The sequence below is a fragment of the Psychrobacter sp. CX16 genome (assembly GCF_057396245.1).
Map to the genome: position 1 here is coordinate 132,540 of NZ_JBXYJF010000004.1, position 25,859 is coordinate 158,398.

Below are 25,859 nucleotides of genomic sequence, written 5' to 3' on the forward strand. Positions count from 1 at the left end.
TATTCTCTATTATTTGTTTTCAGGCACATTTGCACCGATAAACCAAGCATCTTTATCTACAATACGGCTAACTTCTGTAAATAAATCTGCAGTGTCTTCATCGCCCGCTTCACCGGCTTTTTCAATCGCTTTACGAAGTTCTTCAGCGACTATTTTATAACGATTAGTCAGCTCACGAACGTGTTGATCGATTTTAGTAATCTCAGTAGGATAAGGCTCTAAAATAGAGTCGTCCGTCACACGGCGAGAAATACCATTTGCCTTACCACCTAAAATAACAATACGTTCAGCGACCGTGTCATAGGCTTCAGTAAGACGCTCATAGGTTTCATCAAGTAGCGTGTGAACACCGATAAAGCCTTTGCCTTGAAGATTCCAATGGCATTGTTTACTGTCCATACTTAGGTCAATCAGATTCGCTAGGTTATAGTTTAATAGCTCAATCATTTTTTTAGCAGTTTTGTCATCGATACCACTTGCGTAACGTTCTCTCATAATTTTATCCTTATAATTTAATTATTTATAATTTGAACTGAATTTGAATTGAATTTGAATTGTCGTAATAATAGATTTTATAACGGTGTAAACAACGATCTAAATAAATAACTAATTGAAGACAGTTTGAATGAACGACCATCTTGTTTGGCTTATTTATTATGCTGTCTATATTAACAGAGACAATGAGCAATAACTTCTAAGGTTTATAGTGTTTCGTCATACAGTTTGTAAGACAATGTAATAAATTGAAGAAAGCCCAAACCTAGGATCTTAAATCCTTTAAAACTTGCCTTAGTGCCCCCATAAATAGAGCATCAAGTGACATCCCTTAATACACCATTTAATACGAAAATTCCTATTTAATAAATTGTTCATCAGATTAAAAAGATTAATTATAAAAGACTCTATCTATGCGAATGCCCGAACCCAGATCCTCACGACAGTTAAACCAACTTGCCACCCAATTGCAAGGTGAAGCCGAAATTACCGGTGTTAACGTATCCGGCACCTTAATTTCCAGCCGTGCCTTTGAAATGGTGACAGACTTTGAACCCGCAGGCGACCAACCACAAGCCATTAAAAAGCTAGTCAAGGGCATCAATGCTGGCATGGATGCGCAGCTATTGTTGGGTGTTACTGGCTCTGGTAAGACCTATACGATGGCCAAGGTTATCAGTGAGACGCAGCGACCGACTATCATCATGGCGCACAACAAAACCTTAGCCGCCCAGCTATATGGTGAGTTTAAATCCTTTTTTCCAAATAATGCGGTTGAATACTTCGTCAGTTATTACGACTATTATCAGCCCGAAGCCTATGTCGCGGCCAGTGATACCTTTATTGAAAAAGACAGTGCCATTAATGATCACATTGACCAAATGCGTCTGTCAGCCACCCGTGCGTTACTTGAGCGCCGTGATGCCATTATCATCTCTTCGGTGTCCTCAATTTATGGTCTAGGTGATCCAGAGAGTTATTTAAAGATGCTATTGCACATTGTGGTCGGTGATATGATTGACCGCAATGCACTAATTAAGCGCTTGGTGGCGCTGCAATATACCCGAAACGAGCTAGACTTCGAGCGTGGGACGTACCGATTACGCGGTGAGCTATTAGATATTTATCCTGCGGAATCAGAACAGCTGGCGGTACGTATCAGCATGTTTGATGATGAAGTGGAAAAGATCAGCTGGTTTGATCCGCTAACCGGTAAAACGGTGCGTAGTGTGCCGCGTATTACGATATATCCAAAGTCGCACTATGTGACGCCACGTGAGAAGCTTGAGGCTGCCAGCAAGACCATTCGCGCCGAGCTTGATGAGCGTCTGGAGTACTTTCGGGAACATGACAAACTTATTGAGGCGCAGCGCATCAAAGAGCGTACCCAGTATGACCTTGAGATGATTCAGCAGCTTGGCTACTGTAACGGTATTGAGAACTACTCACAGCATTTATCAGGTCGCCCAGCCGGTGTAGCGCCTCCGACTTTGTTCGATTATATCCCTCCTGATGCGTTGCTGTTCATTGACGAATCTCACGTAACTGTGCCTCAAATCGGTGCCATGTATAAAGGGGACCGCTCACGAAAAGAGAACCTAGTCAATTACGGCTTCCGTCTGCCGAGTGCGATGGACAACCGTCCAATGAAGTTTGAGGAGTGGGAGAAAATCAAACCCACCACTATATTTGTCTCTGCGACGCCGGCGCTTTATGAGCTTGAGCACAGTGAGCAAGTGGTCGAGCAGGTGGTGCGTCCGACTGGTCTGATTGACCCTGAGATTGAGATTCGCCCGGTATTGACCCAAGTTGATGATGTGCTGTCTGAGATTACCAAGCGCCGTGAGGTCAATGAGCGGGTGCTTATCACCACGTTGACCAAACGCATGTCCGAGGACTTAACCGATTATCTGAAAGAATATGATGTCAAAGTGGCGTATCTGCATTCGGATATTGATACGGTTGAGCGTATGCAGATTATCCATGAGCTGCGCACTGGTGTGCATGATGTGTTAGTCGGTATTAACTTGCTGCGTGAGGGTCTCGATATGCCGGAGGTGTCCTTGGTGGCAATATTTGACGCTGACAAAGAGGGTTTTTTGCGCTCAGAGCGATCCTTGATTCAGACCATTGGTCGTGCTGCGCGTAACTTAAATGGTAAGGCCATTTTGTACGCTGATCGCATTACGCCAAGTATGCAAAAGGCGATTGAAGAGACGGATCGCCGCCGTGAAAAGCAAATTGCCTTTAACCTTGAGCATGGCATTACGCCGAAGTCTGCGACCCGCAGTATTACCGATAAGATTGATACCGGTGAGGTCGAGGAAGATCTCAATGACAATCAGGCCATACCGAGCAGTAGTGGCCTGCCCGATGTTGATATTGAAATACTGCGTAGTCCAGACTTACTCGCTAAAGAGATTAACCGCTTAGAGAAACAAATGAAGCAATTCTCTCGCGTGCTTAAGTTTGAGGATGCGGCGAAAACGCGTGATAAAGTGATGGAACTTAAAGCGTATATCGTTCAATAACTATTGGCCTATAAAAGCGCTAATTGTGTAAATCAAAGCTTGAACTGTCTCAATGAAAAGGTGCGTCATTTAAATGACGCATCTTTTTTGTTTTTAACCATCAGTGTATATAACTATAGCGACTTGCTTTAAAAGTAGAGTAGGGCGCAACGTATGTTATTTAAGATGCTCTTTTGCTTATACGTATTTTCATAGGCTATGAAAGTTATAGATAACCCGCGTCTACAGTAGCTTTACTTTACTGCTAGTTGACTATACGGCTTGAATTTAAGAGAAATGCCACTTAAGATAGCCGAATTAATTCACCACTTTAACCAATAGGTGTCCTTTATTTTGCAGACCTCAAGCTTATTAGAATTAAACTCAAACGAAAACTCTTTGGGCATGGCGCAGTCCGCCAGAGACGCGATTATGAATTCTCTAGATGTCGGTTTTCGTTATCCTGACGATCAACGTGCGGCACTGATTACTAAGATAGCTAAGCTTCAGCAGGTCGCAGAAAATCAGATATCGCTGAGTAACGGATCGAGTGAGAATATCCGAACCGTCGTGCAGATGCTGTTATTTAAAGCCTTAAAACAGGGCAGGGCGCTGCAAGTCATCGTACCTGATCCGACTTTTGCTTATGCGGAGAACTATGCCAATCGCTTAGATGTACCAGTGATGAAAGTGCCGCTGACTGAGTCAAGTTATGATTTGGATTTGGCGAATCTTAAAAAGGTAGCTGATGAGTTTGACGGATTAAGTCTACTTTATCTGTGTAATCCAAATAACCCAACAGCGACGATTACTGATACTCAAAAGCTAAAAGATTGGGTGGCGACTGCGTCTAAAGACCATTACTTCTTGTTAGATGAAGCTTATGCAGAGTATGTCACTGATCCAAGCTATGAGACCGGTATCGAATGGGTCAGAGAGGGGCTGTCAGATAATCTTATTGTGATTCGCACCTTTTCTAAATTGTGCGCGCTGGCAAGTATGCGTGTCGGATATGCGGTTGCCATGGCAGACACCATTACCGAACTTGAAGCGGTTATGACGGTAGATAATACCAACCTTGCCGGTGCAGTAGCAGTACTCGCCACGCTAGAGGACGAGGCATTCTTGCAGCATAGCCTACAGACTACCAAACAATCACGCCAGATGGTAGAGGAGGTACTTGATGAGCTGGGTCTACGTTATCTGCCATCACAAGCCAACTTTATTTTTCATGAAATAAAAGGTAATGTGCAGACCTATATTGATAGAATGAAAGAGCATGGCATTGTGGTGGGGCGTGCCTTTCCGCCCATTACCGGTTATAACCGTCTGACGTTAGGTACCCCTGAGGAAATGCGTGAGTTTATCAGTGTATTAAAGCAATTTCGTGAAAACGGCTGGGTGTGATTTCATACGTACCCAACCGCACTCGGATTAAAAGGCGTATTTAAACGCCCGTTAATAACTTAGACTTTTTCATGCCTACCGCTTTGTCATTCGGTGATAACGTAGAGACTTGAGCAATCGGTCTAGACTGCTCAGCATCGACTAAATGGTTGGTGTTCACCTGAGTCAGCAAGCCCTTAGCATAACGGCAATTGGGATCACGGCGCAGTAAGGTGTTGACGTAATACCATTCGCATTGACAAGCCTCTTGGGTGACATCAAGCAGCATATAACCATGATCAAATTGGTTATTAAACTTCTGATGTGGATTCAACCAAGGTCCAGCAATCTCTGGGAAAGTGCCAGAAGTTAGGGCAGGGCAGACAAACTCTACCGCAATAGCACCTTCACCGGTCTCTGGGTTATAGCTCTTTTTATCAAAGGGGTCCTGAGCAATATCGAAGGCAAAAGAGGCATGATAATCACCGGTTAATACCACGGTATTATTAATCTCATTTTCTTCAATAAAGTTGAGCAGGCGGGTACGCGCACTGGCATAACCATTCCATAAGTCACTAGAGCCAGTTGCTGAACTGCCTTTAAATGGCGCAAGAATCACTTGTTGACCCAGTAGTTGCCAAGTGGCCTCTCGGCGTTTGCCTTCTAAAAGATTTAAATAAAGCCAATTTTCCTGCTCTAATCCTAGTAGCTGTCTTCCGGGCTCGTTGCTTGCTGACGCATCGGGCTTTTGACGACCAAAAATACGTGTGTCTAGCAGCGTTAAATCAAATAATTTACCAAACTCGAAACGTCTGTAAATACGCAGATGGCTGTCTAGTGAGTTGCTGTCATTGCTACGAATGGGCATCCATTCATGGTAGGCACGTACGGCTGCCATTTTTCGATCAATATAACTGCCTTCACTGGGTTGGTGATTTTGCGCCCCTTCCATCCACGAATCATTGGCAATCTCATGATCGTCCCAAATAACGATAAACGGATGCTGTCGGTGGCATTCTTGCAAATCAATATCGGTACGATAACAGGCATAACGGCGGCGATAATCCTCTAAGCTGACGATTTCATGTTTTGGGTCAAGTTGGCGTTTATGCAGCAGTAACGGTTCACTATAAAAGCCTTGTGGGTGCTCGTAAATATAGTCGCCGAGATGAATGACCGCTGAAATATCTGGTTGTCTCGCAATATCAGCATAGCCATTAAAATAGCCAAAGCCGTAATTGGAGCAAGAAACCACAGCTAAGCGGACTCTATTAACATCGATGGCGGCGGTATCGGGATGCGGAATGGTTTTGGTGCGCCCAACTGGTGAGATGTACCCAAGCGCTTCAAAAGCGTAATAGTAGGTGCTATCGGCAAGCGGTAGGATAGGGTCGACTTTAACGGTAAAGTCGGTCTCCGCAGTGGCTTGGCTCGTTCCTTTTGCCACAATATTTTTGAAATCAGGGTCACTGGCGACCACGTAGCTGACTGGGATGATAGGTGCTTCGATACTGCCGTCATTAGTGATGCGCGTCCATAAAATAACTCTGTCATGGAGTGGGTCACCGCTGGCCACACCGTGTAAAAATGGCATTTCTCCATCATAACCTAAGTCATCTACTTCAGGCAGGCAAGCGGTGAGCTGCGACAGCATGATACTGGTTATGCCAATTTGTCCACCAAGTTTTAAAAAGTCACGTCTTTTCATTTGCAATCATCCTTATAATCTTTGAATCTCCATATAGTAGCGAGTGTATATCACATTAAGATGACAGTAATCAGATAGTTAGGTCGATTAATCTTGTCTATCTTAGAGTATTGAATACTAACGACTAAAGCGCAAACTAACCATTAACGAAAGCTAATTTGCTTAATACACTTTTATTTAGCCGAAAATTAAACTACTCTGTTAACCATACACTTATATTTGCACCAATATGGAAATATTAAATTTTAAACAAGGATGTCATTATGCCCCGCTCCATCTCTGATGCTGTATCGCAGCGTCGCCGTACCTCGCTTACCAAAAAAACACTATTGGCTTCGGTTATTGCAACGGCTATTGCCGCTACTGCTGTATTAACTCCGTTGTCTCTGCCGGCAAATGCCCAAAGCCAAGGCACACTAGAAACAGCGCCGGATAATGCCAAACAGGTATTCTTTGTGGGTAATAACTGGGATGGCACGGTCACTGTGATTCGTCCAGATGGTGACTATGGTCAGATTGGTACCATCAATGCGATACCAGATAAGCAACAGCGCTTACAGGAAATTTACTGGAATCCGATTAAGTGGATTGCCTTTTTCTATATTCGCAATAGCGCGGGTGAGGGTAATGATCAGTTGGTTGATGACATGTATTCCACCCCAGATGGTAAGTCGTTGGTGGTGTCTCGTCCAAGCTTTGCCGATGTGGTGTCTATTGATATCGAGTCTGGGAAGATTAACTGGCGCTTTGCGGTAAAAGGTCTGCGCGCTGATCACATGGCTGTATCACCGGATGGTCAGAGAGTTGCAGTATCTGCATCAACCGGCAATATCGTGCATGTATTAGACATTAATACAGGTAAAGAGCTTGGTAATTTTTCAACCGGTGATAAGCCTCATGAAAATATTTTCTTTGCCGGCGGTACTAAAATACTAAACTCATCTATCGGTAATGTAACCAGCAGTATGGATGCCCCGTGGCAAGATTTTACTAAGGGTAATCGCGTATTAACCATTGCCGATACCAAGAACGATTATAAAGTCATTAAAACCATTGATTTGCGTCCCGCCCTTGATGCGTATGGCCGTGATGATTTATCTAATGCGGTGCGCCCTGCGGTATTAAGCCCAGATGAGACTAAGCTATATGGTCAGGTGTCTTTCTTTAATGGTTTATTTGAATATGATTTAAACAGCGATAGTATTAACAAAATTGTTGAACTGCCCGGTAGCGATACGATTCCAGCTAAGCGTAAAGACTGGGTAAATGACTCTCGTCACCATGGCTTATCAATTAATTTGGATGGCAGCAAGCTTTGTGTGGCAGGCACGATGGATGATTATGTCACTATTGTAGATACGAAGACGTACGAACACACACCTGTGGTCTCGGCCAGTAAACCGTATTGGGCAACGATTACGCCAGATGGTCAAAATTGCCTGATATCAGAAAGTGAAGGCGATAGCGTAACGGTTATTGATTTTGAAACCGGTTCAAAAGTTGCCACAGTGCCCGTCGGTAACCATCCGCAGCGTGTGCGTGTGGGCTATGTGCCGCAAACATGGGTAAATGGCCAGTAAAATCTACCTATAAACAATCGCTGGGCAATATGGCGACTAAAAGACATAGTAAATAGATAGTATTCGCTTTGTCTTTTCAGGACTCAATAGCCGGTAATATCTTAATAAAAAGTGATTCAAAATGTTAGCAACAATAATAAAAAGTGTGTGATATGAAAAATAAACTAGGGGTGGTAATTGGACTGATTGTCGCTGTGGTTATCGCCCTATGGCTATACAACAGTGGCTTTAATAACAGTCCAGCCGATAGAAATAGTATTGATTTAAATCAAGAAAATACGTCTGAGCAAACAGAATCTGTCGTTATACCCGAATCTAATAATTCGGATAGTAGCCTGATAACGCAGCCGCTTAACTCAGAAATGAGCGATACAAGTGCAAATCAGCAGGCGATGCTGAACAAAGGTCAGGGCGCAGGCGATAATGATTCTGTGTATAGTACCGGTCTGCCTGCTGATAAGAACGATCCTGTCAAGCTGGCCGAGCGCCGAGAAGTTTATGAGTCGATTAATAAGGTGGTAAACGGTCTAGGTACAGGCGAGCTGCCTGAACTTGATGAGGTGCAGCATATTGGCAGTGAATTGGTTAGATTGACCAAAGAGGGGTATATCCCAGTTGAAGATGCGCAAAATACCTTAGAGTATCTAGAGCAAAGCATCCCTGTTATGGGGCAAGAATTAAACTTTTATGCGCGTCAGATTCAATAGTAAGATTTGATTCGAATAGAGGTAATGATTTAAATAAAAAAGGGTAAGTCGTCATGACTTACCCTTTTTCTGTTCAAAAACCCCTTAAAATAATTATGGATTTATTTAACAGACTTATTTAAACTATTTTAAAGTGTAGAGCTCTTAACTCAAATAAGCGGTTGTATTTTAAAATATAAAAAATCAGATGAAAACTATACTAAAGAAGAGAAGGTAATTTTAGATAGGCTGTGTAAGACAGATAAAACCGATGGACTTCGACCTAAAGTATATTATAAATGTAGCCATAGATTAATGGGACAGATTTATAAAAGCCGACCTACTGACAAACCCAATTATTCGTTGTCAAAAGGTCGTAAAGTCGAAATTAGAAAAGGTGGGACAAAAACTTACCGAGAGTATGGGAACCTTTTGTATTTACCGATGGCTGTTGCTGTCGATGTCGTAACTCTACCGTTGCAGTTGCTTTGGTTGGGCTATGCAGCGGTAGTATATAGTTCTAAAGGTGATGCCGATAATTATTAGTTCAGGCTTATACCTTACTTATTATTATCCCCCAAAAACTAAGCAGCAGCGTTATCAGCTAGTTTGATGACCACTTGATCGCCTTCTAAAGCGACCTCGTAGCTGTTTAACTTAACGGTTTCATCGTCTAAGCATTGACCTGTGGCTAAGTCAAAGCGCTGCTTGTAAATAGGGGAGGCGACATAGATGACTTCTCGCTGAGCACTGCTAGCATCATTGCTGTCGTTGGTGCTGTCCTCTTCTGACTCACTTTTGATGATTGTGCCACCAATAAGACCGCGCGATAGCACATTGGCTTTGCTAAAGGGATCAAAGTTGTCAATAGCGAATAGTTCGTCGTTTTTGGTGCGAAATACGGCGATTTGTTTGCCCTCAATGAGTGCGCAAACACCGCCCTCAGGGATAATATCGTCAAGTTTGCAAATAGGCTGGGTTATCATAGGGTATTCCTGTGTTTATTAAAATGGTGAGTAGTGTCGTCGTTTGCGCTATCCGGCAGTCGGCTCTAAGACCTTTTTCTCTTCTTCAGTCGCTGGACGGATTTGCTCACGTTCGGTCACAAACACCACATTGTCATCACCAAGCTCACTGTTTACGAAATGACGGAAACGTTTGAGTTTTTCTTTATCGGTGATGGTTTCTTTCCATTCGCAAACATAATTATCCACCAATAGCTGCATTTGATCTTCAAGCTCTTTGGCGATGCCTAGACTATCATTGATAATCACATCTTGTAAGTACTCTAGACCGCCTTCTAAGCTTTCACGCCACTTTGAGGTGCGCTGTAATTTGTCCGCTGTTTTAATATAGAACATGGTAATGCGGTCGATATATTTAATCAGGGTCTCGGTATCAAGATCTTTGGCGAATAACTCTGCATGACGTGGCACCATACCACCATTACCTGCAACATATAAGTTCCAGCCATTTTCGGTGGCGATCACACCAAAGTCTTTCGATTGTGCTTCGGCACATTCGCGCGTACAGCCTGAGACGCCCATTTTGATTTTGTGCGGTGAGCGCACGCCTTTATAGCGGTTCTCTAAGGTCAATGCTAAACCAACACTGTCTGCGACCCCGTAACGACACCAGTTGTTACCGACGCAAGATTTTACGGTACGTAGAGACTTGCCATAGGCATGACCGGTTTCAAAACCAGCCTCCACTAAGCGCTCCCAAATATCGGGCAATTGCTCAAGACGTGCACCAAATAAGTCAACACGCTGTCCGCCGGTTATTTTGGTATACAAATTAAAGTCTTTGGCAACTTGACCCAGTACTATTAATTTGTCCGCGGTAATTTCACCACCCGCCACACGCGGTACAACAGAGTAGGTACCATCTTTTTGGATATTACCTAAGTAATAGTCATTGGTTTCTTGAAGAGGGGCAAGTTCCGTTTTTAAGACATAATCATTCCAGCATGAGGATAAGATAGAGGCCACAGCAGGCTTACAAATCTCACAACCACGTCCAGAGCCATGTTGCGTTAATAGCTCATCGAAGGTCTTGATTTCATGGACACGAACTAAGCTGTATAGCTCTTGACGCGAATAAGCGAAATGCTCACATAAGTCATTATTCACCTCAAAGCCAAGTTCGGTCAGCTGATAAGCAAGTACATCTTTTACCATAGGGGCGCAGCCACCACAGCCTGTCCCTGCTTTGGTGCAACTTTTGACCTCAGCAAGCGAATAAGCACCCTCTTCAACAGCACCGCAAATAGCGCCTTTGGTCACATTAAAGCATGAACAAATCGTCGCTGTGTCGGGTAGATTTTCGACACCCATTGATGGTTTTTCGACATTGGGTAAGATAAGGCTTTCGGGATGGGCGGGCAGGTCGATGTCGTTTAAGAATAGCTGTAGTAAATTGTTATAGTCTTCGGTGTCACCGACCATAACGGCGCCCAGTAACTTCTTATTATCGCTACTGGTGACCAGTTTCTTATAAATACCCTCAGCAGGGTTCTGATAGACATAGCTTAAGCTGCCTTCAGTTTTACCATGTGCATCACCGATACTGCCGACATCTACGCCCATAAGCTTAAGCTTGGTGCTCATATCTGCACCGGTAAAGGTCTTATCTGTATCGCCCGCTATCTGTGCAGCACAAATGCTTGCCATCGTATAGCCTGGTGCTACCAGTCCAAAGACCTTGTTGTCCCAAACGGCGCACTCACCGATAGCATATATATCGCTATCGTTAGTTTGACACTGATCGTTAATCAAAATACCACCACGACCGCCAAGCTCAACACCACATTCTGGATTTTGTTTCATAATGCCATCTTGAGGACGGATACCCGCACTAAAGACGATAAGATCAGTATCAAGCTGAGTGTCGTCAGTGAACTGCATGGTTAAATAGGTATCTTTGTCTAGATGAATGTCTTGTTCATCTTTTTGATGAATATCATGATTGAGTGATACGCGGCGGTTATGAATGATCTCTTTGGTGTTTTTGCCGGTGAGAACCTTGACGCCTAATGATTCAATTTTTTTCTTAAGTATTTCACCGCCTGCTGCGTCTAGCTGCACGCCCATGAGCTGAGGGGCAAACTCTACCACATAGGTGTCAAGGCCCAATGTCACTAATGCTTTTGCTGCTTCCAGCCCAAGTAAACCACCACCGACAACCACGCCTTTTTTGACATTGGGTTTATCAGCAACTTTTAAAATACTATCTAAGTCAGCAATGGTGCGATAGACCTGACAATGCGAATGACCACCCCCTTCAATAGGCGGCACAAAAGGATAAGAGCCTGTGGCTAATACCAGCTTAGCGTAGGTTATTGTGTGACCTTCTTCGGTGGTAATGGTGTGACTGTCACTATCAATATCGGTGATGCGTTGGTTTAAATGCAACTTAACACCCGCAGCATCATAATCGGCGAGATCGACAAGGTTGAGTTTACTGGCATCTTTATGTTCAAAGTAACTAGACAGATAGACGCGGTCATAGGCGGGACGGTCTTCTTCGCCAAACACATGAATGTCGTATACATGATTTAGTCCAAGCTCGATGGCTTTTTCTACAAAATGATGACCGACCATTCCGTTACCGACGACGACTAAATTTGCTTTTGGCGTTTCGTTATTCTTTGTATTACTCATAGATGCCTTGCTCGTTGTTATTTATAAAGTGGGAGTCTGGTAAAGGAAGCGACTTATTTAAATGATGCACTTTACCAATTGCCTACCCTAATACATTCAATAATCGTGCCACTCTTAAACAATACAGCTAAATAAACTTTAAATATTACATTGAAATCTCATTTCAGCCGTTTCTGACTCCTTTACGAGCGCTTATTGAATTTTATAGCCTTTTAATTAACTCATTTTTCTTTAACACATTTTTATTGCGTATTTTATTTGGTCTTATTTGAACGTTATCGAGCGGTTTCTATAGAGCGGTATCTATAAAGGTATTTATTAATATTAAGAAAGTTTAAGTTTAATTTAATAATTTTTAAAGGTAATAACGGATGGATGGCATGGGGATTGCAACGACAGGGATAATAGAACCGTTTACTGAATAGCCTTCTAATCAATGCATAACTATTTAGTTAATTAAGACATTTGATAAATACTCGATGTTAAACGTTAACTTAATTTCTTAAAAATTTAATAGCTAGCTTAATAACGGGCTTAACAATAAGCATTTGAATAACCGTGTTATTGCAAGCAACCCATCCTAATTAAGGAAATCAAATATGTCTTCAGCCACTCCCGTACCCCCGTCGAAGGGAAAACTTAACCTCTTATCCTTTGCAGGGAAAAATAAAATTCTGCATTTAGGTTGGATGGCATTTTTCTTGACCTTCTTTGTCTGGTTTAACCATGCGCCATTTCTAACGGCCATCGGCGAAACCCTAAACCTAACCTCACAACAAGTTAAAACGTTATTGATCCTAAATGTTGCGTTAACCATCCCTGCACGTGTCATTATCGGCATGCTAACGGATAGATTCGGCCCTCGTATCGTTTATACCTGTATTTTAGCGCTGGGTGCCATACCTTGTTTTACCTTCGCATTTGCTCAGGACTATACGACGCTAGCCTTATCACGTTTCGTATTAGGTTTCGTTGGTGCAGGCTTTGTAGTGGGTATTCGCTTGATTAGTGACTGGTTTCCTGCCAATGAATTGGGAACGGCTGAAGGCGTCTATGGCGGTTGGGGTAACTTTGGTTCAGCAGCAGCGGCTATGATACTGCCTACCTTGGCGATTGGCTTTGCCGCTTGGTTCGGTGGAGATGAAGGCTGGCGATATGCTTGTGCGACCTCTGGCGTTGTTATGGGGTTATACAGTATTTTATTCTATGTCAAAGTGCGCGATACGCCAAAAGGGCATACCTATTTTAAACCTAAGAAACATGGCGCGATGACCGTAACCTCATCAGGTGACTTCTGGTTAATGATGATCTTTAAAGTGCCTATGTATCTAGCATTAGCACTACTTGCATGGAAACTCTCGCCAGCAGGTGTCAGTTTATTAAGTCAGTTTTGGGTTAATATTATCTATGTTGTGTTAGCTTTATTGTATGTTTACGAGTTTGTCAGTAGCTATCGCTTTAATAAAGAAGTGTTTACCACGCCAGTACCCGAAGCACAGCGTTATGACTTTAAACAAGTAGGTGTATTAAATATTTTATACTTCGCCACGTTTGGGTCTGAGTTAGCAGTAGTATCAATGCTACCGTTATTCTACCTTGAGACCTTTGAGGTGTCTGTGGTGGCTGCAGGGTTATTGGCGTCATCGTATGCCTTTATGAACTTAATGTCTCGCCCAGGTGGGGGTTGGTTAAGTGATCGGTTTGGACGTAAAAGCACGCTACTCATCTTAACGGCAGGGCTTGCGATTGGGTATTTCTTGATGGGACTGGTTGACTCTACTTGGCCAATTGCTTTAGCGTTATTGATTACTATGTTTTGCTCATTCTTTGTGCAAGCGGGTGAGGGTGCCGTATTCGCCGTCATTCCCCTTATTAAGCGCAGTATGACAGGTCAGTTCGCGGGTATGGCAGGCGCCTATGGTAACGTGGGCTCAGTGGTGTATCTTACTGTGTTAAGTTTGGTGTCTTATCAGATCTTCTTTATGGTCATTGCTGCTACGGCAGTCGTCGGATTCTTAGCTTTATTCTTACTAAAAGAGCCTTCAGGTGTTATTCTTGAAGAGATGCCAGACGGGTCGTTTGCTGAAATTAAAGTGAGCCATTAAGCCAACCGAAAACGAATAATTTAATTTTAATTTTTTAAGCGTTATATATAGAAGTTTAAGGGTTATTACGCATCAGGACATGTCCAAGGAGTAACAGTTGAATATTAGGAACAGTCGTCCTGATCAGCGTCATAAGACAGAAAACCAGTCTAACAATACATCAAGCCACCAATTTGCTTCGCAGGCAAGTTGGTGGCTTGATTTTTGGTCAATGGCAGGACGTAAGACTGAGAATCAGGACAGTTTGCTGATTACCAATTGTATGATGAATGAAGATTGGCAAGGTCCAGCGCCTCTTTTAGTACTATTATCAGATGGAGTGAGTGCTTGCCAATTTCCAAAGCAGGCCAGTAGACTAGCGGTACAAACGGTTGCAGAAACCGTGGTCAATCAGCTTCCTAATATTATTGAGCAAATTAATCATTCGACCAGTTCTGTACAAAGTGGAACCGGATTATTAAATGATGAATATGTCGCTATTATGCTAAAGAAGGCCGTCAATAACGCCAATGATGCGATGTATTTCTCACAGGTCTATCAACGCGTGCCACCCCTGTTATCAACCTTGTCAGGTTTACTGTGTATCAATGACCGTATACATCTATTTCACACAGGTGATTCTCGAATATATCGTCTCGGTGTCAATGAGCTGACTGCATTGAGCCATGACCATCGTATTCATAAAGGACAAGATAAAGGGGCATTATCGGCGGCTTTGGGTGCCGATACGACGGTGCATTTACAACAAGATGTGTTTACCTTACATCAAAATGAATACCTCGCCATTATGACGGATGGGGTCTACGAATTTATCGAGTCATCGGAGCTACAGTATGAAGTCAGTCAGTCCCTTTCGAGTTTAGAAACAACCTTAAACAATGGCGAGTTTGCATATAGCACTGATTCATTTGATCACTATATTCAACATTGGCAATTAAGTCGTCGATTATGTGAGCATGCGTTAAAAGAGGGCAGTAATGATAATCTGAGTATGATTATCCTGGGTATGCTCACTCCAGCCGCCACTTATCCATTGATAACAACCCCGAAGAATCAACCGCTTAATAACTTTATGGCTACTGATGTTAAACAGACAGTGGCTGCTAACAGGACGTTGGAGGATAATGTGGGTAATAACAGTGAGGATAAGATAAGTACCAATGATAGCAATAACGAAAGTGCTTACATAGCAATGCCAACTCAAATAGCAACATCTCCACAAGCCTCTAGCTTTAAGTTACCGAGCGGTTTTGAGGTAGGTGAATCGATTGACGGGTTCACAGTCACTAAAATTATCGCACGTACCGCTCGCAGTGAAGTGTATTTGGTGGTAGATAGTGAGGGGCATGAATATGTGCTTAAGTCGCCCAGTATTAATACGGTTGACGATGGAAACTATATTCGTGATTTCTTAAAAGAACGCAAAATTGGTCTTAGCTTATCCAAAAATCGCCGAGCAGGGGAGTCTTCTTATAACCAAATTGATCCTAATAGCCCTGTTATTAATAATGTGCACACTAAAGAGACAAAGGAGGGTCAGCAGTCAAACTCAACATTCAGTGACTCAGGATTACTTCGCTATTATCCAGTTCCCGCAAGTACCTTATATTTATATCACTTGACCGAATACGTTGAAGGCGAGAGTCTGAGGATGTTTATTGAGCGCAATGCGCCTTGTGATATTTGGCAAACTCATGACTTATTGACCAAGATTGGCATGGCAGTTCGGGTGATGCACCGAAACTACTTATTGCACCAAGATTTAAAACCAGAAAATATATTATTGACCAAAAGCGGAGCGGTTAAGTTGATCGACTTTGGCTCAGTAAGTTCTTCAATTTTAAAAGACAGTACCCGTCCGCCTGTTGGCGATTTGCATTACGCTGCACCTGAATACTACACGGATGCACCAAAAGGGGTGCATTCAGATTTATTTTCCATAGCGGTTATCGGCTTTGAGTTATTAACGGGCGAGTTGCCTTTTACCTCGCAACAGCTTATGTCGCCAACCAGTGCTCTGAAAGTGCCTACAGAATTACTACGTAAGCAAAACGTACCGTTTTCTAGCCAGCAAGCGCTATTGCGAGCTATGCACCGTAATACCAATGTTCGTTACCAAGCAATCGGTGAGTTTCTGCAAGAGTTCAATCCAGATAATATGGCCTCAGTAAATGATCCTGAACCGTTGATCAAACGTCATCCCTTAATGGTATGGCATGGCATTTGCTTGATACAAAGTGTCATTATTGTTTTTTTAATATTTAAGGTTTTAGGAACTCATTAATATTGCTAACTGTACTTTTTAAAATCACAAATTTTAATTAGCGAACGTTTTTCTAACCGAAGCTTTGTTAATTCGCGCTTTTCATAACCATTTTTTAATTGTAATTTCAATCGCTTATTTTATGTCTGCACACATCGCCACCACAATGGCTAAGGTCATCCCATGCCAGCTCAAGTAACTGCTAGCTCAAATTCGCAACTTTCTGATAACTCACTCAGTATTAATACTATCCCCAATGCTATCTCTAGTGGCATTGTGATTGTGGGTGCGGGTATGGCAGGCAGTCGTTTGGCTATTAAACTGGCAACTTTATGGCAGGAGTGTAAAGGGGTACACCCAGAAATTACCTTAATTAGTAAAGAGCCTCAAGTGGGGTATAACCGTATTATGCTGTCTCCAGTGCTGGCAGGAGAAACCTTATTTGAAGACACTTATTTGTATGATAAAAGCGAATACGAGCGTTTAGGAATCAAAGTATTAGCGGGGGTTAGTGTGGATACTATAGACACTGCAAGCCAGCAGTTAACTTTGGATAATAAGGATACTTTGAGTTATGACACGCTTGTTATTGCCACCGGCTCTACTGCTCGGGTGATTCCCTTTCCGAATCATGACGCCAAAGGGGTGCATGTGTTTCGAGATGTGGCAGATGTGACTCTACTCAATGAATATGCAAAGCAGGGTAAAAAAGGTTTGGTCATTGGCGGGGGTGTATTGGGATTAGAGGCGGCCTGTGCATTGGCATCTCAAGGTGCGCGTATGAGCGTCGTTCATGTAGATAGTTATGTCTTAAATCGACAGTTGGATCAGCCCGCTGCCTTAATGCTACAAAATGAACTTACCTTACGTAACGTCGGACTAGAAGTGTCAGCGATGTCTACGACTATTGAAAAAAATGATGTCGGAGAAGTTACAGGGTTAAGCCTAAAAGATGGTCGAACCTTACCGGCTGACTTTATTGTGATGGCAGTGGGTATTATTCCTAATACTAAGCTCGCCAAAGACAGTGGGATTTTGGTCAATCGTGGCATAGTGGTTGATGAGTATATGCAGACCAACTGCAACAACGTTTATGCCATTGGTGAATGTGTTGAAATTAATGAAGAACTCTTTGGCATGGTGTCCTCGGTCAATCAACATGTCGATACGCTTATCAGCGTTTTATGTTATCCAGATAATCAAAAAAAGTGGCAACCGTTTGTCAGTGTGCCATTATCCTTAAAGCTAAAAGTTTCTGGTATAGCCGTATTCTCAGCAGGACAAATTGAATTTGCAGATGATGAGATTAATGAGATTGAGCGTGTTATCTATCGGGACTTAGCGCAAAATCATTATCATTGTTTGTACATTGAGGACAATATGTTGATAGGGGTGGTGCTTTATGGAGAAACCAGTGATGGAAATTTTTACAGTCAGTTAATTAATGATAAAACGGACATATCTGGCTTTAAAGACTCATTAATATACGGCGCTGCTTATTGTCAACCTATGTTAGATGAGTCCACGGGTGAGCCGTTAACAAAAAACATGAATGATAATTCAGTAGTAAACCAAGAAGATAATCATTTAAACAGGAAGGCCACAACAAAAACTGACGCTTCAAGCAGTCATGCTGCACGGGAGCCTGCATAGGTATGAGTAACACTACCCATAGCGATACTATTGATGATTTAAATAACAATCTACACACCTATACCACCAGTCCGAAGCATATCTCTATACTAGTTGATAATGAGAGCACCAACCTTAGCGAGAATACTATTAATACCAGCCAACACAATCTAGCCAGTTTAATTCCCATAAAGCTTATCAATGAAGATAATCCATCTTTAAGTGCTCATTCAACAAGCGCGGAGCCAAGCAGCACAAAAACAATAAATGTAAAAACAAGAAACGAAAGGACAAGAAACGATAAGACGGATAAGTTGAAAACAGTGAAAACCACGTGCCCATACTGCGGCGTTGGCTGTGGCGTATTAGCCTCCATTAACACTGCAAATGGCGAGGTGAGTGTTGAGGGTGATCCTGATCATCCTGCCAATTACGGTAAACTGTGTTCGAAGGGTAATAACTTAGCCCAAACTTTAGGTACTGAACGACGTTTGATGACGCCTTATTACCAAAATAAAAAATTAAGTATGCAGTCGCCTGATGCCGCTACAGATTTATTAAGTGAGCCATTGGATGGGCGTTTAAATGAACATTCAAATGTGCCTATAAATAAGTCATTAATGACGACTCAAGAAAATAGCCTAAGCAAAGAAATCCAACCCTCTAATTGGGAGCCTATCCTAGACGATATTGCAGATCGCTTATCAAAAACCATCGAACAACATGGCCGTGATAGTGTGATGCTATATGTCTCAGGCCAGCTATTAACTGAAGATTATTACGTCGCTAATAAGTTTATTAAAGGCTTTATAGGCAACAACAATATCGATTCCAACTCACGATTATGTATGTCCTCCGCAGTGGCTGGGCATAAACGAGCTTTTGGCGCAGACTTAGTACCCGGTAGCTATACCGATTTTGAAACTTGTGATTTATTAGTACTAGTCGGCTCAAACATGGCGTGGTGTCATCCAATCTTATTTGGGCGTTTTTTAAAAGCGAAACAAGACAACCCTCATAAGAAGCTGATTGTGATTGATCCCCGGCGTACAGATTCGTGTGAGTTTGCAGATTTACACCTGCCTTTAGCACCAGGTACAGACACGCATCTGTTTAATGGTCTACTCAATTATCTAGAGACAAATGGATATCAAGATGCTGCCTATGCAAAGCAGTGTCTAGGCTTGAATGAGGCATTGGCCTCCGCAAGGTCATGGGATATTGAGTCCGTCGCCAAAGCTACCCAGCTTGATACTGACACTATCGAGCAGTTTTATGATCTATTTGCGAATAATGCCAAAACGGTTACTGCCTTTAGCATGGGGGTGAATCAGTCAAGCTCAGGTACCGACAAAGTTAATGCCATTATTAATACACATTTGCTGACTGGTCGGGTGGGAAAAGAGGGCGCCAGTCCATTTTCATTGACCGGTCAGCCTAATGCAATGGGCGGGCGAGAAGTAGGCGCTTTAGCCAATCTATTGGCAGGACATCTAGAGCTTGAAAATGCGGATCACCGTCACGCCGTAGCCGACTTTTGGCAAGCCCCTCAAGCTATCGCACCCAATGTGGGCATTAAAGCGTGCGATGCTGCTGATGCCATATTAGATGGACGTATCAAAGCCATTTGGATTATGGCAACCAATCCAGTGGTCAGCTTACCTGAAGCGGATAAATTCCGTCGAGCGCTTGCGGAGTGTGAGCTAGTCATTGTCTCTGAATGCTCTAAAGACAATGATACTATTAAGTGTGCCGATATCGTTTTGCCGGCTCAAGGTTGGGGCGAGAAGTCAGGGACGGTTACTAATTCTGAACGACAGATTTCACGTCAGCGTTCGTTAATGCCTGCCGTTGGAGAGTCTAAGCCTGATTGGTGGATACTCTCGCAAGTTGCCAAACACATGGGATATGCAGGGTTTGACTACCAGCATCCTAGTGAGATATTTAGTGAACATGCGGCACTGACCAGCTATCAACAGGATAACCATCCCAGACAGTTGGATCTATTGAGTGAGATCTCATCTAAACTTGAGGCCAATAACGAAAGCAGTTTTTTAAATAACGAGAGCCCTGTTTTAAGCGTAGACCAATATGATGCCATGCTACCGTTTCAATGGGGTGGTGCGCGTATTAATGTGGTGGATGAACACTTTAAGCATAATGCCCCTCGATTTATTACTATCAAACCGCCTGAGAAAGCAGGGGCAATAAATAGATTTACCCCTAAACAGGGCAGTTTGAGTCCTACCAAAATCAAAGCTGAAGCACAGACCACTAACAGCACTCAGACCCGCAAACAGACCCGCAAAGATATAGACCAGTTAACTACGTCTTCGAATAGATCCGCTAATGATGCCATCAATCTACGTCTGATTACCGGTCGTCTACGCGATCAATGGCATACAATGACCCGCACTGGTCTGGCACCAAAGCTTAACCAACAACAAACCATCCCAACCATAACCTTACATCCTAAGGACGCAGAAACTCTAGGCGTTGTTGATCAACAATTTGTGTCAATTTCTCCTGAGTCTCCTTTTGAGTATGAGGTACAGCCGTCAACTGAATCGAATGCTTCCAGTGTTGCTATTGCCCAAGTTGAGGTGAGTGATGAAATGCGCAGCGGCGATGCCTTTATGCCGATGCATTGGAGCAATGCATTTGCCAATCTTGCCAGAGTAGGCGTACTGATACCCACAAAAGTTGACCCAATATCCGCGCAGCCTGAACTTAAGAACTCAGCTATAACGGTCAAACCCTTAATCATGAAAACGGTTGGACGTTTACTGGTGCATCCAGATTGGTTAGACGCTGTTTTGGTGCAATTACGCGGTTTATCAGCTTCGATTAACTCTACTGATCAGGGTGTGTCTTCAACTGAATTACCCAATATAGTCTGGAGCCTGAGTCGCCAGCAGGACAGCATTTTAATTAATATCGCCACTTCAAAAGAGTCGGTCAGTTCAGCTTGGTTAACCTTACCATTTTGGCAACAGTTTGTCGCCTCAGTTGAAGAATTAGCAAACGGTGAATCTTCTGACTTAGAGAATAGCTCAATTGGTAATAACAGCTCGATTGCTAACGATATCTTTATTAAAAATGCCAGTTTTATAGCAAATATTAAGGCCAAACAATTTCGTATGGTAGTTATTAATGAGGCCAATCAGCATAGCAAACATGGACTACCTGACCAACCGCAATTAATGCTAGCGGTATATATCGCGCCAGAGTATGATCAGATGCCAAGTACGCATTGGTTAAACGAGTGCTTTGTCGATATGAGTACTGTACCTTCAACGAAGTGGTTGCTGGCTGGTCGTCCGGCAAGTGGTTATGTTGATCCCGGCCCTATCGTCTGCGCGTGTATGGGAGTCGGGGAAAATATCATTATTAATGCCATAAAAAGTGATAAGGCGACAGATGCGATTACTGTTGGCAAATTATGTCAAGCAGGCACCAATTGTGGCTCATGTGTGGGTCAAATCAATGAGCTTATTAAAGAATATGCGTAGCCTTAATAGATTTGGAGGGTGTTATGACCGGTTGGCATATCAATTGCAGCTTATAAGTACTGACACTGAAATGACGCTCAAATGTAATTAACTGATTCAAATGTTTATTTTCTCCATATGAATTAACTTGTAGCGTCAGTGTTCAGCCATTTATATGTTATACGCCAGGAGCGCCACCCAGCATGACCGACTCAATTCTATCAGCACTATCACATTTAGTCCCTTTATCAGACATATCATCATCGTCTAATTCATCTTCTTATACCCCAAATAATTTGCTACAGAGCTACAACGCTAAGACTTCGCAAAAACAGGCTCAAAAAGGGGCAGTGTATTTAGTTGGTGCAGGATCGGGTGATCCAGAGCTATTGACTCTAAAGGCGTATCGGGTGATGCAGCAAGCCGACGTCGTACTTTACGATAGCTTAGCGTCGCAAGATATCCTAGACATGTGTTCATTACAGGCAAAAAAAATATTTGTTGGAAAAAGACGGGACAATCACGCCCTGCCTCAGCAAGATATTAATCAGCTGTTAGTCACTCATGCTCAAGCTGGCAAATGTGTCGTGCGTCTAAAAGGCGGCGATCCCTTTATATTTGGTCGTGGTGGCGAAGAGCTACAAACGGTAGTTAAGCATGGGATTTGCTTTGAATCTATTCCGGGTATTACCGCTGCAAGTGCTGCCGCCAGTAGCACTGGCATTCCGCTGACCCACCGTGACTGCGCACAGTCGGTTAAATTTGTCACCGCTTATAAAAAAACCAATGCACCGAATGAGGACTTCGCTGAGATGCTCGATCCGACACAAACGGTTGTGCTATATATGGGGTTGCATCGATTAGAGAGTTTAACACAGGGCTTAATACAAGCGGGCCGTGATCCAAAAACGCCCTTTGCGCTGATTAGTCATGCCAGCCTGCCAACTCAACAAATCTTAGTCGGCACTCTAGAGAGTATCACCGCTCAGCAGGCGACAGTGAATCTACCTACGCCAGCACTGCTTATTATGGGAGAGGTAGTGAGTCTATATAAACAGTTATCGCCTTATAACTTAGCAAACTTATCTAGATTGACATTAGATGACAAGCTGGAAGTAACAGCAGATACGAATCATCAAAGAAAGATATTGTTAGAGCAAGCCGTGTCCGTTTAACTACTAAAAGACTTATTTCGCAGCCGCTCTAACTATTATACTGACATACAGAGTATTTACGCACTTGGCTTGGTAAAATTGGCATAACAAGTTTGTAGTGATTTAGCCACAACTTTAGTAACCAACTGCGAGCGATATTTTGAGTCGATTGCGGCGTTAGTCATGTCCATAACCGTGACTTGCTGAGGTGCTTGCTCGCTCACGCAGCCACAGATTTTGGTTTTAGCGGCTTCTTCTTGCTCTGAATTCATAGCAACACGGGCAATACGCCACGCATTTTGCTTCTCAATCTCACTACGGCACTGATTATCTACCGCAGATTTAAAGATATTCATACCCATGTTGGTGGCATTACCCACAGCAGTGCCAGCTTCACCAGTATTGCTAAGGACTGTTCCTGTTGAGCTACATCCGGCTAAAGCAACGGTCATAAGTAGAGTAGCATTGGTCAAAAGCTTGTTCATAAAAAATCCTTAAAAGTATATTAGAGCCGATTAGGCTACTTAAAAAAAGGGAGATTATCAATAGATAATCTCCCTTTTTGATTTCATATTACAGGTGGCGAGACTCTTCGATGCGTTTTTCCTCAGCTTTTATCATAGTGGCAAACGCATTAAATTCCTGACCGGCGGTCATCGGCACTGCCACTTGTAAATGAGTGCGTCTAAATCATAACAGGCTGCGACAATGGCATCTTTACGCAGCTCATTTAATACGCCAACAGTCAATTAAGAGAGAAGATGAGTAAACACCCACAATAAGCCATTTAATGCAGCAATGCCTACAATCATACTGACCAATAACTGACGACTAATGTGATAAACAAGCAGCACTAAAATAAGCGCGCCAATTTGTGCCAATAATAAATGCAGTTCCGCACTGTGCATCCCTGTGACAGTGGATAAATCTTGATAAGACAGACTGGTTAAAATCAGTAGCACCATCACTGATAGTGGCAAGCTTTCGTTTAAGCGATGTAGCCAAGGCGTATCGAGTATTTGTTTAGGAATAAGAGCAGGCAGGGCACGGATGATAAAGGTCACGCCCGCCATCGCAAAGGTCGCAAGAATCAGATAGCTACTGGTCATTGCAATCTCCTTTCTCGCTAGCAGCATCGAGCGTATGACGTCCTACCCAAAATCCACGTGCCAAGATAAGCAGCATACAAATGGTAATAGCCATCAATAATAACCAGTCACTGGTAAAAAAAGAAGCAATGATTAAAGAAATCACTGCGATACCAATCGGGAAGTAGCGCTTGATGCTTTGAAACTGCTCATACGCCAAAATAGCAAACAGACAGACTAAGGCAAAATCCAAATGCGGTATCAAATTGCTTAACGTCCCACCAAGCAAAAATCCAATCGCCCCTGCAATCACCCACCAGCTTTGATTGAATAAGCTAATCGGCAGAATTAACGCCTTACGTGATGCCTGCGGTAGGCTCGTCATCACCGAAAATGTCTCGTCCGTGAGCGCAAACAAACAGTAGGTCTTAGCCAACTTGTTGTCCGGTAAGGATTGTAATAACGGCATCCCATAAAAGATATGACGCAAGTTAATAGCCGCAATGTTGGTCGCTATCGTGCCAATGGGCAAGCCGGCACTGAGCATGGGCAAACAGGCATATTGAGCTGCGCCTGCATAGAGCACCACGCTTAGCATCACTGTCGCCCAAAGCGGAATGCCGGCTACTTGTGCTAATACGCCAAATGCGATGCCGGCAGGCAAATACCCCATCGCAACGGGTAAGCTTTTCTTAAATCCTGATGCCCAGTCATACTGGGACGTAGCCTGTGGAGGTGGGGTTTTAGAATGGGTTGTCACGCAGTATCCTAATATTTATCATCAATATTGTTATTAAGTGTTTATTAATTCTTATACTGTGGATAGAATTGCATTTTATTTGCTAGACGCCCAGCAGTGGGAATAGTATAACCCTGTTGGACTTATTTATATTTAATCGTCTTATTTTAAGGACTTGGAAAATGGTATTATCGCACGCTTATAAAGCGATACCATTGGTCTTTATAAGGAAATTATATGCAACAGTCAAATAATAAAGGACCATCTGTACGGTCAGATACGGTAAAAGAGATGGATAATCTCAACGCGCATCTGCCCAATGATGGCAATGAGTATTTATTTACCGATACTTTTCCTAAAGGCACGGTCAAAGGGTTGGTCATCACCGCGATAGCCGCGATTATTAGTATTATTCTATTTAATATATTACCCTTTGAGAACGAGGTAAATAAAGGGCTTGCGATGCTGGTATTTATCGGTGCACTTTGGCTAACCGAGGCGCTGCATGTGACCATTACCGCTATTTTAGTGGTGATTATTGGGGTGGCAATTGGCATTCCAGAATTTGATACCAAAAGTGCGCTATCAAGCTTTGCTAGCCCTACGATTTATCTGTTCTTCGGTGGTTTTGCCTTAGCGGCAGCGCTGCATGTGCAAAAACTGGATGAGAAAATCGCTTTAAAAATGATTTCTATGTCAGGCGGACGCTTGGGTAATGCAGTGATATTAATATTCTTAGCCACGGCGCTGCTGTCGATGTGGATTTCAAATACCGCCACTGCAGCCATGATGTTGCCTCTGGCTATTGGTATGTTGTCACAAGTGGACCGTGAAAAAGACCGCGGTACCTTTGTGTTTGTCTTACTGGGTATTGCATATTCGGCAAGTTTGGGCGGGTTAGGTACTATTGTTGGCTCACCTCCGAACGCCATTGCGGCTAAAGCTTTGGATATCTCATTCGTTGATTGGATGAAATTTGGCTTACCATTGACCTTTGTATTAACGCCACTATTATTGGGTGCGATGTATTTGGTTATAAAGCCAAATCTAAACGTGCATATCATGTAACTATCCCCTAAAATAACACAGCTCAAACGTAGAATTTCTTATAAAATACCCATAAGGAGTTTTGATATGAGCAAACGAATGACTGAGACCCAAATCGTATCGATATTAAAAGAAGCAGAAGCTGGAATACCTGCTAAAGAGCTGTGCCGTAAATACGGGATTGCTAGCTCGACTTTCTATAAATGGCGTTCCAAGTACGGTGGTATGGAAGTCTCTGATGTTAAGCGATTAAAAGAGCTTGAAGAAGAAAACCGTAGGCTTAAACAGATGTTTGCTGATTTAAGCCTCAAAG

The 25,859-nt window shown here is 43.0% G+C and carries 17 protein-coding genes and 2 pseudogenes; 11 read left to right on the forward strand and 8 right to left on the reverse strand.

Annotated elements, in window-relative coordinates; translation table 11 throughout:
• Positions 1-9: 9 nt before the first annotated feature.
• On the reverse strand, positions 10-495 hold the full coding sequence (gene dps, locus AC2SLM_RS02775) for a DNA starvation/stationary phase protection protein Dps (protein WP_486551840.1): 486 nt from the start codon (positions 493-495) through the stop codon (positions 10-12).
• 413 nt (positions 496-908) lie between these two features.
• Between dps and uvrB the strand changes: the two genes are divergently transcribed.
• Both uvrB and AC2SLM_RS02785 read left to right on the forward strand, forming a co-directional pair.
• Positions 909-3,026, forward strand: coding sequence for an excinuclease ABC subunit UvrB (uvrB, locus tag AC2SLM_RS02780; protein ID WP_486551842.1), 2,118 nt, complete (start codon positions 909-911; stop codon positions 3,024-3,026).
• Positions 3,027-3,359: 333 nt separating this feature from the next.
• On the forward strand, positions 3,360-4,412 hold the full coding sequence (locus AC2SLM_RS02785) for a pyridoxal phosphate-dependent aminotransferase (RefSeq protein ID WP_486551844.1): 1,053 nt from the start codon (positions 3,360-3,362) through the stop codon (positions 4,410-4,412).
• Positions 4,413-4,452: 40 nt separating this feature from the next.
• Here the strand turns inward: AC2SLM_RS02785 and AC2SLM_RS02790 are convergent, their stop codons facing one another.
• A complete protein-coding gene (locus tag AC2SLM_RS02790) occupies positions 4,453-6,099 on the reverse strand; it encodes an alkaline phosphatase D family protein (RefSeq protein WP_486551846.1) in 1,647 nt (548 codons plus the stop codon).
• Between the two features lie 263 nt (positions 6,100-6,362).
• Here AC2SLM_RS02790 and AC2SLM_RS02795 point away from each other — a divergent pair, with 263 nt between their 5' ends.
• A complete protein-coding gene (locus AC2SLM_RS02795) occupies positions 6,363-7,679 on the forward strand; it encodes a YncE family protein (RefSeq protein WP_486551847.1) in 1,317 nt (438 codons plus the stop codon).
• A gap of 152 nt (positions 7,680-7,831) precedes the next feature.
• Positions 7,832-8,386: a hypothetical protein gene (locus tag AC2SLM_RS02800; RefSeq protein WP_486551849.1), complete on the forward strand. Its 555-nt coding sequence runs from the start codon at positions 7,832-7,834 to the stop codon at positions 8,384-8,386.
• Positions 8,387-8,949: 563 nt separating this feature from the next.
• Here AC2SLM_RS02800 and AC2SLM_RS02805 read toward each other — a convergent pair.
• Both AC2SLM_RS02805 and nirB read right to left on the reverse strand, forming a co-directional pair.
• Entirely contained in the window at positions 8,950-9,351 is a 402-nt protein-coding gene (locus tag AC2SLM_RS02805; protein ID WP_486551851.1) for a nitrite reductase small subunit NirD, read from the reverse strand.
• Positions 9,352-9,399: 48 nt separating this feature from the next.
• The gene (gene nirB / locus AC2SLM_RS02810) at positions 9,400-12,027 is read right to left on the reverse strand and encodes a nitrite reductase large subunit NirB (protein WP_486551853.1); all 2,628 of its coding nucleotides are present in this window, start codon (positions 12,025-12,027) and stop codon (positions 9,400-9,402) included.
• Between the two features lie 599 nt (positions 12,028-12,626).
• On the opposite strand from nirB, the gene AC2SLM_RS02815 reads away from it, so the two are divergent.
• From AC2SLM_RS02815 to cobA, 5 genes are all read left to right on the forward strand, one after another.
• The gene (locus tag AC2SLM_RS02815; RefSeq protein WP_486551855.1) at positions 12,627-14,132 is read left to right on the forward strand and encodes a NarK family nitrate/nitrite MFS transporter; all 1,506 of its coding nucleotides are present in this window, start codon (positions 12,627-12,629) and stop codon (positions 14,130-14,132) included.
• Between the two features lie 97 nt (positions 14,133-14,229).
• Positions 14,230-16,416, forward strand: a complete 2,187-nt coding sequence (locus AC2SLM_RS02820) for a bifunctional protein-serine/threonine kinase/phosphatase (protein ID WP_486551856.1) — start codon at positions 14,230-14,232, stop codon at positions 16,414-16,416.
• Between the two features lie 162 nt (positions 16,417-16,578).
• Entirely contained in the window at positions 16,579-18,048 is a 1,470-nt protein-coding gene (locus tag AC2SLM_RS02825) for an NAD(P)/FAD-dependent oxidoreductase (protein ID WP_486551858.1), read from the forward strand.
• 2 nt (positions 18,049-18,050) lie between these two features.
• Positions 18,051-21,539: a molybdopterin-dependent oxidoreductase gene (locus AC2SLM_RS02830; RefSeq protein WP_486551859.1), complete on the forward strand. Its 3,489-nt coding sequence runs from the start codon at positions 18,051-18,053 to the stop codon at positions 21,537-21,539.
• Between the two features lie 182 nt (positions 21,540-21,721).
• Positions 21,722-22,693 carry a uroporphyrinogen-III C-methyltransferase gene (gene cobA / locus AC2SLM_RS02835; protein ID WP_486551861.1) on the forward strand — a complete coding sequence of 324 codons (972 nt, stop codon included), beginning with the start codon at positions 21,722-21,724 and terminating at the stop codon, positions 22,691-22,693.
• A gap of 56 nt (positions 22,694-22,749) precedes the next feature.
• Here cobA and AC2SLM_RS02840 read toward each other — a convergent pair whose 3' ends face one another.
• The 4 genes and pseudogenes from AC2SLM_RS02840 to AC2SLM_RS02855 form a co-directional block, all read right to left on the reverse strand.
• Complete coding sequence (locus AC2SLM_RS02840) at positions 22,750-23,157, reverse strand: hypothetical protein (protein ID WP_486551863.1); 408 nt, start codon at positions 23,155-23,157, stop codon at positions 22,750-22,752.
• 88 nt (positions 23,158-23,245) lie between these two features.
• Positions 23,246-23,344, reverse strand: a pseudogene (locus AC2SLM_RS02845) (hypothetical protein); the annotation flags it as partial.
• Positions 23,345-23,421: 77 nt separating this feature from the next.
• Positions 23,422-23,781 carry an AzlD domain-containing protein gene (locus AC2SLM_RS02850; RefSeq protein WP_486551864.1) on the reverse strand — a complete coding sequence of 120 codons (360 nt, stop codon included), beginning with the start codon at positions 23,779-23,781 and terminating at the stop codon, positions 23,422-23,424.
• Positions 23,771-24,520: an AzlC family ABC transporter permease gene (locus AC2SLM_RS02855; protein WP_486551866.1), complete on the reverse strand. Its 750-nt coding sequence runs from the start codon at positions 24,518-24,520 to the stop codon at positions 23,771-23,773. The genes AC2SLM_RS02850 and AC2SLM_RS02855 overlap by 11 nt, the downstream gene beginning before the upstream one ends.
• Positions 24,521-24,790: 270 nt before the next feature.
• Between AC2SLM_RS02855 and AC2SLM_RS02860 the strand changes: the two are divergent.
• Together AC2SLM_RS02860 and AC2SLM_RS02865 are read left to right on the forward strand one after the other, a co-directional pair.
• Positions 24,791-25,561: pseudogene (locus AC2SLM_RS02860) on the forward strand (DASS family sodium-coupled anion symporter); the annotation flags it as partial.
• Positions 25,562-25,633: 72 nt separating this feature from the next.
• Positions 25,634-25,859, forward strand: a 226-nt coding sequence (locus AC2SLM_RS02865) for a transposase (RefSeq protein ID WP_486551868.1), incomplete at its 3' end; no start/stop codon positions are given.

Excerpts from the sequence above, each read along its gene's own strand:
- AC2SLM_RS02815 (WP_486551855.1), top strand. The coding sequence starts at position 12,627 with ATGTCTTCAGCCACTCCCGTACCCCCGTCGAAGGGAAAACTTAACCTC.
- AC2SLM_RS02795 (WP_486551847.1), top strand. The coding sequence starts at position 6,363 with ATGCCCCGCTCCATCTCTGATGCTGTATCGCAGCGTCGCCGTACCTCG.
- AC2SLM_RS02830 (WP_486551859.1), top strand. The coding sequence starts at position 18,051 with ATGAGTAACACTACCCATAGCGATACTATTGATGATTTAAATAACAAT.
- AC2SLM_RS02800 (WP_486551849.1), top strand. The coding sequence starts at position 7,832 with ATGAAAAATAAACTAGGGGTGGTAATTGGACTGATTGTCGCTGTGGTT.
- AC2SLM_RS02825 (WP_486551858.1), top strand. The coding sequence starts at position 16,579 with ATGCCAGCTCAAGTAACTGCTAGCTCAAATTCGCAACTTTCTGATAAC.
- nirB (WP_486551853.1), bottom strand. The coding sequence starts at position 12,027 with ATGAGTAATACAAAGAATAACGAAACGCCAAAAGCAAATTTAGTCGTC.
- AC2SLM_RS02790 (WP_486551846.1), bottom strand. The coding sequence starts at position 6,099 with ATGAAAAGACGTGACTTTTTAAAACTTGGTGGACAAATTGGCATAACC.
- cobA (WP_486551861.1), top strand. The coding sequence starts at position 21,722 with ATGACCGACTCAATTCTATCAGCACTATCACATTTAGTCCCTTTATCA.
- dps (WP_486551840.1), bottom strand. The coding sequence starts at position 495 with ATGAGAGAACGTTACGCAAGTGGTATCGATGACAAAACTGCTAAAAAA.
- AC2SLM_RS02850 (WP_486551864.1), bottom strand. The coding sequence starts at position 23,781 with ATGACCAGTAGCTATCTGATTCTTGCGACCTTTGCGATGGCGGGCGTG.
- AC2SLM_RS02805 (WP_486551851.1), bottom strand. The coding sequence starts at position 9,351 with ATGATAACCCAGCCTATTTGCAAACTTGACGATATTATCCCTGAGGGC.
- AC2SLM_RS02840 (WP_486551863.1), bottom strand. The coding sequence starts at position 23,157 with ATGAACAAGCTTTTGACCAATGCTACTCTACTTATGACCGTTGCTTTA.
- uvrB (WP_486551842.1), top strand. The coding sequence starts at position 909 with ATGCGAATGCCCGAACCCAGATCCTCACGACAGTTAAACCAACTTGCC.